We start from the raw sequence: 10,736 nt of genomic DNA on the forward strand, positions 1-10,736 counted from the left end.
GGCGGTGGGTCCTCTTCGGGGGGCGACCGGGGCAGCATCTCGAGCTTCCTGTCGTATCCGACCGCGGTGCCGCACGTGACGTCGAGCTACGGGATGCGGCTGCACCCGATCCTCGGGTACTACCGCATGCACGCCGGGACCGACCTGCGTGCCTACTGCGGTACCCCGATCATGGCGGCCGGCCCGGGCACGGTGGTCCACGCCCAGTGGCGCAACGGCTTCGGCAACCAGGTGCTGATCAACCACGGCACGGTCGGCGGCAAGAACCTCATGACGAGCTACAACCACCTCACGCGTTTCGCGGTCTCCTCCGGGCAGAAGGTCGAGAAGGGCAAGGTCATCGGCTACTCCGGCAACACCGGGCTCTCGGGAGCGTGCCACCTCCACTTCGAGGTGTACGTCAACGGGTCCACCATCGACCCGATGTCGGTCCTGGGCTGACCCGCGTCCGCTCGCGCACGGCCCTGTCGCGCGCCGCAGTCTGACCCGCGACGTCCGGTCGCGGGGGATAATCGGTACCGGGCGTGGTCGGGCACCCGTACGCTGGTGCGCCGGCACGACGACGGCACCTGGCTCCGAGCGGCGCGGGACCGGAGGTCTGGCGCCGCGGGCGACGACACGACAGCGAAGGACGGTAGGACACGGATGGCGAAGGACACCGGCCGCAAGGTCGTCGCCAGCAACCGCAAGGCACGTCACGACTACGTGATCGAGGACGTGTACGAGGCGGGGATCGTCCTGTCGGGCACCGAGGTCAAGGCGTTGCGGATGGGGCGGGCCTCGCTCGTCGACGGCTACGTCGCCGTCGACCGGGGCGAGGCCTGGCTCGAGAACGTCCACATCCCCGAGTACACCGAGGGCACGTGGAACAACCACGCCCCGCGTCGCAAGCGCAAGCTGCTCCTGCACAAGGAGGAGATCCTGCGGCTCGAGTCCAAGACGCGCGAGAAGGGCCACACGATCGTGCCCCTCGCGCTGTACTTCCTCGACGGGCGGGCGAAGGTCGAGATCGCGCTCGCCCGCGGCAAGAAGGAGTACGACAAGCGGCAGGCCCTGCGCGAGAAGCAGGACAACCGCGAGGCGCAGCGCGCCATGCGGCAGCGCGAGCTGCGTTGACCCCCGGGGGCTCTCCGGGCCGACGACGGCCCACCCGCTGGTGACCTCGTCGCCCTCGACGTACGGTCGAGGGCGAGACGACGACCACGAACCAGGAGGCCCCATGGTCAAGCTCCGTCAGTACATCCCGCGCCTCGCGGCGGGCGCGTACATCCTCAACTCCGGCCTGAACAAGCGCGGCGCGGACGAGGCGACCGCGCAGGGGATCCACGGCATGGCGGCGGGGACGTACTCGTTCCTCGGGGACGTCGAGCCGAAGCAGTTCACCAAGGCGCTCTCGACCACGGAGATCGCGCTCGGCGCGGCGCTCGTCGCCCCCTTCGTCCCGACCGGGCTCGTGGCCGTGGGCCTGGGCGTCTTCTCGGCGGGGCTCGTGGGCATGTACCTGAAGACCCCGGGCATGACGCGCGAGGACGGGGTGCGCCCGACCGAGCAGGGGACCGGGCTCGCGAAGGACGTGTTCCTCCTCGGGATCGCGGGCGGTCTGCTCGTGGACGCCCTGAGCCGCAAGAAGTAGTCGTCGGCGTCGCTGGCCGGGCCACGTCCGGGAGGTGCGGAAATATCGGTGCGGCGACCGACGTTCATCCCGTAGGCTTGTCCTGCTGAGCGAGGACCGGGTCCGCCCGGGCGGCGCGCAGTGATTGACAACTCCACAGGGGGTGATCGGTTTCGACGGTGGTCGTGCTTCGAGGAGAAGCGGGCCGAGGATGCAGGCTTATCTCGTTAACGATGTCTGCAAAACACAGGTGCCGATAACAAGCGCACCGACTTCGCCCTCGCCGCCTGAGCGAGCCCCGAAGTCCGTCAGCCCGAGCTAGCTCTCGACTCGGATCCTGGCGTCATCTAGAGAGCCACTGCTCGCAGTCCTCGTCATCGGGGCTGCGGGGACTTTCAGGTGACTGAGCCCGTCCGCATCTTGTCTGCGTGAGTGCGGGGGCCGAGAAAAACGACAGCAGACTGCGCCCGGAGAAGTCCTCGATCGGCGTCACCGGACCGGGGTTCGATTCCCCGCACCTCCACCCCTGCGGCGACGGCCCGCACCCCTCGAGGGTGCGGGCCGTCGTCGTCCCGGCAGGTGGTCGTGACCCGACACGGTCGCTCGTCACCACCCGTGCTGCGCCCAGGCGGCGGCCGCCTCATCGCCGTCGAGCCACTCGACCCGCAGCTGGCGCCCCCGCACGACGAGGCAGCCGCCGTCCTCGCGCGGGAGCGGCGGCGCCTCGGGGTCGTCGCTGTACAGGTCCTCCGTCAGGGCCGCGTCGGCGTCGTCCAGGTGGGCACGCCACTGGACGCGCGGCTCGGGGTTCACGTGCCGCGGGAAGGCGGACGGCCCGACGGTGTCCCAGTGCGTGCACACACGCGTCACGAGGTGCCCGACCGGTCGCGGCTCGCCGTCGTCCGGCTCGTGCCAGAGGCGCGCGACGCGCCCGGTCGACGGGGTCTCGGCGATCGTCGGGTCAGTCATGGGTGGATGCCCCGACGAGCGGCCCGCGGCTCGCGGCGGGGGTGTCGGGTCCGTCGTCGGGCCCCGGACGGTCGGCGTCGGCCGGCGGCGTGCCACCGTCCTGGGCTCGCCGCCGGAACCGCCGCAGGACCCAGCGCACGACGAGCAGCACCACCCCGGCGACCACGAGCCACGGCAGCAGTGCACCGAGGACGACGACGAGCCCGTTGAGCGTGGAGAGCAGGGCGTTCCAGCCGTTCTGCAGGCCCCCGAGGAAGCCGCCGGGGGCGAGCCGCTCGGTCGGCACGACCTCCACGACGGTGACGTGCAGGGTCGACATCGAGACCTGGTCCGTGAGCGCCGCTCGCTGCGACTGGAGCGACTCGAGCTCGGCCTGTCGTGTCGTCAGCTCCTGCTCCGCGGCGAGCAGGTCGGCGGTCGTGGCGGCGTCGCCCATGAGCGTGCGCAGCCGTTCCACGGACGTCGTCAGGGCGTCGACCCGGGCGTCGAGGTCGCGTGCGGTCCCGGTCACGTCGACGGCCTCGATCGAGAGGTCGCGCACCTCGCCCACCTGGTCGAGGGCGTCGACGGTGGCGGTCGTCTGCGTCGACGGCACCCGGATCGTCAGCTCCGCGGACGCGCGCGCGTCGCCCTCGGGCTCGGACTGCCGCCGGCTCTCGACCCGGCCGCCCGCGCTCTCCGCGAGGTCGGCGACCGCGTCGGCCGCGACCGCCGGGTCGTCGGCCACGACCGTGACCGACCCCGTGGTGACGATCTCCCGCTCCGCCACGGCGACGGCGTCCTCGTCGCCCGGGGCGATCCCCGAGGCCACGTCCTCGGCGGCGTCCGTGCCGCCGCCCTCCGCGACCTCCGAGACCGCGCCGCCGTCGTCCTCGGAGAGGGACGCCATGTCGCCCGAGGCCGCGGTGCAGCCCGCCAGGAGAGCGCCGCCGAGCAGGAGCGTCGCGACGACGGCGAGGGGGCGAGTGGTCCGCATGCTGCGAGAGTAGGGGGCCAAGCGCGCGAACCGGACACCGCGCGCGACATCGTGACCGTCTTGTGAACTGGTCGTGATCCAACCGCAGCGCGACACCCCGGACCGTGGACGGCGGCGCGGTCCCGGGCCCCGGCACGGCAGGATGGGCGCGTGCTCGTGTGCTGCGGTCTCGTGACCCTCGACGTCGTCCAGGTCGTCGACGCCCTGCCGCGACCTGACGAGAAGGTCGTCGCGCGGTCCGTCGCCGCGACCTTCGGGGGGCCCGCTGCCAACGCCGCGGCGACCGCCGTCGCGCTGGGCGTCCCGACACGGCTCGTCACCGCCGTCGGCGGCGGGCCGCTCGCGGAGGTCGTGCGTCGCGAGCTCGCGGGCTGCGGGGTCGAGATCGTCGACGCCGCGGCCGGGACGAGCGGCGGACGCCTCGCCGTCTCGACCGTGCTCGTCACGCGGGCCACCGGTGAACGGGCCGTCGTGAGCACCAACGCCTCCGGGTTCGGAGACCTCGCTTCCCGCACGGCGGCGGGCGGCCTCGGGCTCCTCGACGGTGTCGGGCCGGGCGACGTCCTGCTGCTCGACGGGCACCTGCCGGGCCTCGCGCTCGGGGTGGCGCACCTGGCGCGCGAGCGGGGCGCGGCCGTGGTGCTCGACGGCGGGTCGTGGAAGCCGGACGCCGCGGAGATGATCGGCGCGTGCGACGCGGTCGTGGTGTCGGCGGACTTCCGGCCGCCGGGAGTCGGGGCGGACGACGTGCTCGCTGCGGTCGCGGCGCTCGGTCCGCGGTTCGTCGCCCGCACCCGCGGTCCGCGGCCGGTCGAGGTGCTCGACGCGGGGGAGCGGTACGACGTCGCGGTGCCCGAGCCGGGGCGCGTCGTCGACACGCTCGGGGCGGGTGACGTGGTCCACGGGGCCTTCGCGGCGGAGGCGGCGCGCGGCGCGTCGTGGCGGGTCGCGCTCGAGCGGGCCGTCGTCGTCGCGTCGCGCTCGGTGGAGCACCCGGGTGCGCGGGGCTGGGTCGGCGCGGCGGGCTCGCCCTGACGCGGACGGCCGGGTCGACGGGCCGCCCCGGACGGGACCCAGGTCCCGAGGTGAGGGCCGGTCGGCAACATTTCGGTCACGAAGCCGCGAGGAAGTTGACAGCCACTTAGTAAAGGCAGTCTACTAACAAACATGACAACGGCAGTCACCGGGACCGGAGCACCGAGGAGGCGTCTGAGCACAGGGCTCAGGCCGACCTCGAAGGTGCTGCCCGAGCACGCTCGGGCCCACAACCGGTCCCTCGTGCTGCAGCACCTGTTCCACGAGGGACCCACCTCGCGCGCCGACCTGGCGCGCGCCACGTCTCTCACTCGCGTGACGATCTCCGACCTCGTCTCCGTGCTCATCGCCGAGGGTCTGGTCGAGGAGCTCGGCGTCCGCCCGGGCCAGCGCGTCGGCAAGCCCGCGATCCTCGTCGGGATGCGCACGAGCGCGTACCAGATCGTCTCCGTGGACCTCACCGACGACGAGGTGCTGCGCGGCGCGGTCCTCACGCTCACCGGCGACTTCGTCGTCCGGCAGAGCCTGGCGGTCGACGGCCGCACGGGCACCGAGCTGGTCGACCTCCTCACGCGCTTCTGCCGCGGCCTCATCGCGTCCGCCACCCAGCCGGTCATCGGCGTGGGGATCGGGTCGCCCGGCGTCGTCGACGCCGAGGGCCGCGTCATCGAGGCGCCCAACCGACGCTGGTACGACGTCCCGCTCGCCGCGCAGCTCACCGAGCGGCTCGGCCTCGCCGTCCACGTGGCCAACGACGCGAACATCGCCGCGCTCGGCGAGTTCACGTTCGGCGGCGCGGCCGGTGACGGGCTGCTCGTCCTCACCGTCGGCGAGGGCGTGGGCGCCGGCATCATGGTCGACGGCGCACGGGTGCGCGGGCACGCGGACGCGGCCGGCGAGCTGGGTCACGTGACCGTCGTCGACGACGGCGAGCCGTGCGCCTGCGGGCGCCGTGGCTGCCTGGAGACCGTCCTGTCCGTGCCGGCGCTGCGGCGCGCGGTGGACGGGCTCGACACCGAGGCTTCCGACGCCGTCCTGGCGTCGGTGGGCAGGACGCTGGGCATCGCTCTGGCACCTGTCGTCAGTGCGCTCAACCTCGCGGAGGTGCTCGTCAGCGGTCCTGCGGACCTGCTCGACGGCCCTCTGCGCGAGGCAGCGTTCGAGACCATCCGCTCCCGCACGATGCCGGTCATCGGCAGCGGGCTCCAGGTGCGGATGGCCACGCTCGACGAAGACGTCGTCCTTGCCGGGGCAGCCGTCCTCGTCCTGTCCGGACAGCTGGGGGTCTCATGAGCCGACGACGCTCGGACTGACCCCCACCGCCCGACCGGGCCGGGCCCAGACCCGGCCCCTCAGACCTCCTGGGAACCCCAGAGCAGCATCCCCAGGAACGCAGTACCCCTGCACGTGCTCTATTACGCAGGACTCCTGCCACACCTCCGGTGGCGTCACCGACGCCGCCACCAAGAAACACCGAGAGGAAGCACCCAGTGAAGAGGAACCGTCTCGTCGCCGCCTCCGTGGCGTCGACGATCACCCTGGCGCTCGCGCTGACCGCCTGCAGCACCGGCGGCGGGAGCGACGACAACGGCTCCGGCGAGACCGAGGCCGCATCCGGCGACATCCGCGTCTGGCTGGTCGGCTCGGACACGCCCGACGCCGCACGCGACTACCTCAAGTCGACCTTCGAGGAGGAGAACCCGGGCAGCACCCTCACGATCGAGGAGCAGTCCTGGACCGGCCTCGTCGACAAGCTCACGACGTCGCTCTCGGGCTCCGACAGCCCGGACGTCGTCGAGGTCGGCAACACGCAGTCCGCCGCGTTCACGTCGGCCGGCTTCTTCCGCGAGATCACCGACGAGGAGTTCGAGTCGTACGGCGGCGACGACCTCCTGCCGGCGTTCGTCGACGCGGGCACCTGGGAGGACAAGCACTACGCGCTCCCGTACTACGCGGGTTCGCGCGTCGTGTTCTACTCGCCTCAGGTCACCGGTGACACCCCCGTGCCGACCACGCTCGACGAGTACGTCGCGAACGCCAAGGCGCTCACCACCGACACCGTCTCCGGCCTCTACTGGCCTGGCCAGGACTGGTACAACGCGCTCCCGTTCATCTGGGAGAACGGCGGCTTCATCGCCGAGCAGGGCGAGGACGGCACGTGGGAGGCGGGCTTCTCCTCGGAGGGCGGCCTCAAGGGCATGCAGCAGGTCGCCGACCTCATGGCGAACGCCTCGCACGCCCCGAAGGACGGTCAGGAGACCGACCTCCAGGTCCCGTTCTGCGAGGGCGCGGTCGCGTACCTCTCGGCGCCGACCTGGATCCAGTGGTCCATCACGGCTCCGGCGGACGCGGAGACGCCGGGCTGCCCGGACACGTACGGCTCGGACCTCACCGCGCTCCCGCTGCCCGGCAAGGACGGCGGCACCGCGACGGTCTTCGGTGGTGGCTCGAACATCGCGGTCGCGCAGAAGTCGAACAACCCTGAGCTCGCGGTGAAGGCCTACGCCATCATGATGAGCGACGAGTACCAGTCGATCCTCGCCGAGAACGGCCTCATCCCGGCCAAGACCTCGCTCGCCGAGAAGGTGCCGACCGACAACCCGATCGCCCAGGCGGGCGTCGACGCCTCGAAGAACACGCAGGTCACGCCCGTGTCGCCGCGGTGGGCCGACGTCGAGGCGCAGAACGTGCTCCAGACGGCCTTCACGCGTATCGCCAACGGCGACGACGTGAAGACGGTCGCCGAGGAGCTCGACGCCAAGATCGAGGAGATCCTCAACAGCTGAGACCGCCCGGTGGCGCCCGGCCTCGTCCGGGCGCCACCGGAGGCTCGAGCCGTCAGGGGTGGGGTCTCCTCGTGGGAGCCCCCACCCCTTCCCATGACGGGCCGTCGGCACGTCACCTGCGCACCACCGCGCACCCCTGACGGAGTGAGGAAATGAGCTCAACCACCCTCGAACCCCGCACCGAGCGCCCCGGCGCCGTGCGGCCACCCAAGAAGCGGCGTCCTCCGATCCTGCCGTGGACGCTCCTCGTCCCCAGCCTCGTCGTGCTGGGGGTCCTGGTCGGGTACCCGATCGTCCGACTGTTCGTCATGTCGTTCCAGAAGTACGAGCGGGCCCAGCTCATGGGCCAGCCCGCCGAGTGGGTCGGCTTCGACAACTACGCCCAGGTCCTCACGGACGTCCAGGGATTCTGGACCGTTCTCCTGCGCAGCTTTGTCTTCATGGTCGTCTGCGTCGCGCTGACGTTGGTGCTCGGCACCCTCATCGCGCTGCTCATGATGCGCCTCGGCAAGGGTTTCCGCCTGCTCGTCTCGATCGGCCTGCTCCTCGCCTGGGCCATGCCCGCCCTCGCCGCGACGATCGTCTGGGGCTGGATCTTCGACACCCAGTACGGCGTGATCAACAACCTCCTGACGAAGATCACGGGCGACAACTGGATGGGTCATTCGTGGCTCCTCAACCCGCTCCAGTTCTTCCTCATCGCCACCATCATCATCGTGTGGGGAGCGATCCCGTTCGTCGCCTTCACGATGTACGCGGGTCTGACGCAGATCCCGGGCGAGGTGCTCGAGGCCGCCCAGCTCGACGGCGCCGGCCCGGTCAAGCGGTTCCGCCTGATCATGATCCCGTACGTGCGCAGCATCATCACGGTGCTCATCGTGCTGTCGATCATCTGGGACCTGCGCGTCTTCACGCAGATCTACGCCCTCCAAGGCGTCGGCGGTGACCGGGAGAAGACGAACACGATCGGTGTGTACATCTACCAGATGGGTATGGCGCAGGGTCACTACGGCCTCGCCGGGGCGATCTCGGTGATCTTCGTCTTCATCATGCTCGGCATCTCGTTCTACTACGTGCGCCAGACGGTCCGGGAGGAAGAACTGTGAGCACCATCTCGACCACCCCCCGGGCCTCCGTGCGGCACGCCTCGGCGGCGGCCAGGCCCGCGCCGCGCAAGAGCCGCGACACGCAGCGCAAGAAGGCCGCGAACGTGGTCTTCGCGATCCTCGCGATCATCGTCTTCGTGGCGTCGGTCTTCCCGGTCTACTGGATGATCAACACCTCGTTCCTGCCGACGAGCCTCATCCGCGGGACGGACCTGCACTTCTTCCCGACCCCGGACGTCTTCACGCTCAAGAACTACGAGAGCGCCATCACCGACGACTCGCGGGCGCCTTTCATGCCCGCGATGGGCAACTCGCTCGCCGTGACCTTCTTCACGCTCGTCATCGCGATGATCCTCGGGTTCCTCGCCTCGCTGGCCGTGACCCGCTTCCGCTTCAAGGGCCGCCGCGCGTTCATCATCGCGGTGCTCGTCGTCCAGATGATCCCCGGCGAGGCGATGATGATCTCGATCTTCCGGATCATCGACGGCTGGCAGATGCTCAACACGATCATCGGTCTCGGCATCGTCTACGTGTCCGGCGTGCTGCCCTTCACGATCTGGACGCTGCGCGGGTTCGTCAACGGCGTGCCTGCCGAGCTCGAGGAAGCGGCCATGATCGACGGCTGCTCCCGGGGCAGGGCGTTCTGGAAGATCACGTTCCCGCTGCTCGCGCCGGGTCTCGTCGCGACGGGCGTCTTCGCCTTCATCCAGGCCTGGAACGAGTTCGTCATGGCGCTGATCATCATGTCGCGCCCCGAGTCGATGACTCTCCCGGTGTGGCTCCGGACCTACCAACAGGCAACCCAGGCGACCAACTGGGGTGCTCTCATGGCAGGGGCCGTGCTCATCGCGATCCCTGTGGTGGTCTTCTTCCTCATCGTCCAGGGTCGGATGACCGGTGGCCTCGTCTCGGGTGCGGTGAAGGGCTGACGTGAGCGACCTGAGCACGGCCGCCTCGCTGAACGGTGAGGCGGCCGCAGCCCTGGCCGGTAGCCCCGGTCCCGGCACGCCGCGGTGCGACTCCGCGGCGACCGGGAACGCGGTCGGTCTCGACATCGGCGGGACCAAGGTGCTCGCCGCCTTCCTCGGCCCCGACGGGGTCGCGCGCGAGACGCTGCGTCTGCCGACCGTGCGCGGCCCGCAGGGCGTGGTGTCCAGCGCGGCCCGCGCGGTCCGCGAGGTGGTGCGCCGGGCCGGCGTCGGGCTCGCCGAGGTTGACGGCGTCGGCGTCGGCGTGCCGGGACTGGTGGACCCCGAGGACGGCTCCGTCATGCATGCCGTCAACCTCGGTATCGAGGGTGGGCGCTTCGCTCTGGCGGAGGCGCTGTCGGCGGAGCTCGGCGGTCTTCCGGTCCAGGTCGACAACGACCTCAACGTCGCCGCGCTCGGTGCCTCGCACCTGCGCGGGGACGACGGGTCGGACCTCGCGTTCCTCGCACTGGGCACCGGTCTGGCCGCCGGGATCGTGCTCGGTGGCGAGCTGCGTCGAGGCGTGAGCGGCGCGGCGGGCGAGATCGGGCACATCCCGATCGACCCGCGCGGCCCCGAGTGCGCGTGCGGACAGCGCGGATGCGTCGAGGTCTACGCCTCGGGCTCCGCGGTGTCCGCCCGGTGGCCGTCGCGCCACGGGCGTCCTGCGCCCGCAGAGCTCTTCGACGCGGCCGCGGCGGGCGACCCGGAGGCGATCCGGATCAAGGACGAGTTCGCGTCCGCCGTCGCCTCCGCGGTGCGGATCCTCGAGCTGACGGTCGACGTCCGGCACGTCGTCCTCGGTGGCGGCGTGTCCGCTCTGGGGCAGCCGCTCCTGGACGCCGTGCGCGCCGCGCTCGACGCGCAGTCGAGCACGTCCCCGTTCCTGTCCTCGTTGCGTCTCGCCGAGCGGGTCTCGCTCGCTCCGGCGGACGTGCCCGTCGCCGCGGTGGGCGCTGCCCTCGCCGGCCGTCGAAAGGTGAAGTGATGGAGGTCGTGATCGCTCCTGCGGAGCGGTTGGCGGTGCTGGCTGCGGACGCGGTCGAGAAGGTGGTGCGGTCGCGGCCGGAGGCGGTGCTGGGGCTGGCGACGGGGTCGTCGCCGTTGAGGGTGTACGACGAGCTGGCGCGGCGCCACCGTGAGGACGGGTTGTCGTTCGCGGGGGTGCGGGCGTTCATGCTCGACGAGTACGTGGGCCTGCCCGCGGAGCACCCCGAGCGGTACCGGAACGTGATCGAGACCGAGATCGCCTCGCGGGTGGACTTCGCCGAGGGCGCGGTCCAG

General features: G+C 71.4%; 12 protein-coding genes and 1 other RNA gene. 11 read left to right on the forward strand and 2 right to left on the reverse strand.

Annotated features, from left to right (window positions below):
• Positions 1-75: 75 nt before the first annotated feature.
• The 4 genes from A0J59_RS19240 (at position 76) to ssrA (ending at position 2,138) form a co-directional block, all read left to right on the forward strand.
• A complete protein-coding gene (locus tag A0J59_RS19240; protein WP_255365361.1) occupies positions 76-441 on the forward strand; it encodes a M23 family metallopeptidase in 366 nt (121 codons plus the stop codon).
• Positions 442-645: 204 nt separating this feature from the next.
• Complete coding sequence (gene smpB / locus A0J59_RS19245; RefSeq protein WP_047234045.1) at positions 646-1,116, forward strand: SsrA-binding protein SmpB; 471 nt, start codon at positions 646-648, stop codon at positions 1,114-1,116.
• A gap of 103 nt (positions 1,117-1,219) precedes the next feature.
• Entirely contained in the window at positions 1,220-1,633 is a 414-nt protein-coding gene (locus tag A0J59_RS19250; RefSeq protein ID WP_047234046.1) for a hypothetical protein, read from the forward strand.
• 138 nt (positions 1,634-1,771) lie between these two features.
• Positions 1,772-2,138: a transfer-messenger RNA gene (ssrA, locus tag A0J59_RS19255) on the forward strand.
• An 80-nt stretch (positions 2,139-2,218) separates the two neighbouring features.
• Here ssrA and A0J59_RS19260 read toward each other — a convergent pair.
• Positions 2,219-2,581: a hypothetical protein gene (locus tag A0J59_RS19260; RefSeq protein ID WP_064317169.1), complete on the reverse strand. Its 363-nt coding sequence runs from the start codon at positions 2,579-2,581 to the stop codon at positions 2,219-2,221.
• A complete protein-coding gene (locus A0J59_RS19265) occupies positions 2,574-3,557 on the reverse strand; it encodes a DUF4349 domain-containing protein (RefSeq protein ID WP_064317170.1) in 984 nt (327 codons plus the stop codon). The genes A0J59_RS19260 and A0J59_RS19265 overlap by 8 nt, the downstream gene beginning before the upstream one ends.
• A gap of 156 nt (positions 3,558-3,713) precedes the next feature.
• Between A0J59_RS19265 and A0J59_RS19270 the strand changes: the two genes are divergently transcribed.
• The 7 genes from A0J59_RS19270 to A0J59_RS19300 form a co-directional block, all read left to right on the forward strand.
• Positions 3,714-4,592: a PfkB family carbohydrate kinase gene (locus A0J59_RS19270; RefSeq protein WP_255365365.1), complete on the forward strand. Its 879-nt coding sequence runs from the start codon at positions 3,714-3,716 to the stop codon at positions 4,590-4,592.
• Between the two features lie 132 nt (positions 4,593-4,724).
• Entirely contained in the window at positions 4,725-5,885 is a 1,161-nt protein-coding gene (locus A0J59_RS19275; protein ID WP_082141568.1) for an ROK family transcriptional regulator, read from the forward strand.
• A 197-nt stretch (positions 5,886-6,082) separates the two neighbouring features.
• Positions 6,083-7,378 carry an extracellular solute-binding protein gene (locus A0J59_RS19280; protein ID WP_082141569.1) on the forward strand — a complete coding sequence of 432 codons (1,296 nt, stop codon included), beginning with the start codon at positions 6,083-6,085 and terminating at the stop codon, positions 7,376-7,378.
• Between the two features lie 152 nt (positions 7,379-7,530).
• Positions 7,531-8,484: a carbohydrate ABC transporter permease gene (locus tag A0J59_RS19285; protein WP_047234772.1), complete on the forward strand. Its 954-nt coding sequence runs from the start codon at positions 7,531-7,533 to the stop codon at positions 8,482-8,484.
• Positions 8,481-9,413 (forward strand): carbohydrate ABC transporter permease, encoded by a 933-nt coding sequence (locus A0J59_RS19290; RefSeq protein ID WP_369799798.1) that lies wholly within the window; start codon positions 8,481-8,483, stop codon positions 9,411-9,413. Before A0J59_RS19285 ends, A0J59_RS19290 begins: the two co-directional genes overlap by 4 nt.
• A 1-nt stretch (position 9,414) precedes the next feature.
• Positions 9,415-10,440 carry an ROK family protein gene (locus A0J59_RS19295; RefSeq protein ID WP_255365363.1) on the forward strand — a complete coding sequence of 342 codons (1,026 nt, stop codon included), beginning with the start codon at positions 9,415-9,417 and terminating at the stop codon, positions 10,438-10,440.
• Positions 10,440-10,736, forward strand: a 297-nt coding sequence (locus A0J59_RS19300; protein WP_172820060.1) for a 6-phosphogluconolactonase, incomplete at its 3' end; no start/stop codon positions are given. The genes A0J59_RS19295 and A0J59_RS19300, both read left to right, overlap by 1 nt.

The organism is Cellulosimicrobium sp. I38E, from assembly GCF_001647255.1.
GTDB classification, from domain to species: Bacteria; Actinomycetota; Actinomycetes; order Actinomycetales; family Cellulomonadaceae; genus Cellulosimicrobium; species Cellulosimicrobium cellulans_E.

Bases quoted from the DNA above. Each gene is read 5' to 3' on its own strand.
- A0J59_RS19275 (WP_082141568.1), top strand. From the start codon at position 4,725: ATGACAACGGCAGTCACCGGGACCGGAGCACCGAGGAGGCGTCTGAGC.
- A0J59_RS19265 (WP_064317170.1), bottom strand. From the start codon at position 3,557: ATGCGGACCACTCGCCCCCTCGCCGTCGTCGCGACGCTCCTGCTCGGC.
- A0J59_RS19285 (WP_047234772.1), top strand. From the start codon at position 7,531: ATGAGCTCAACCACCCTCGAACCCCGCACCGAGCGCCCCGGCGCCGTG.
- A0J59_RS19260 (WP_064317169.1), bottom strand. From the start codon at position 2,581: ATGACTGACCCGACGATCGCCGAGACCCCGTCGACCGGGCGCGTCGCG.
- A0J59_RS19250 (WP_047234046.1), top strand. From the start codon at position 1,220: ATGGTCAAGCTCCGTCAGTACATCCCGCGCCTCGCGGCGGGCGCGTAC.
- smpB (WP_047234045.1), top strand. From the start codon at position 646: ATGGCGAAGGACACCGGCCGCAAGGTCGTCGCCAGCAACCGCAAGGCA.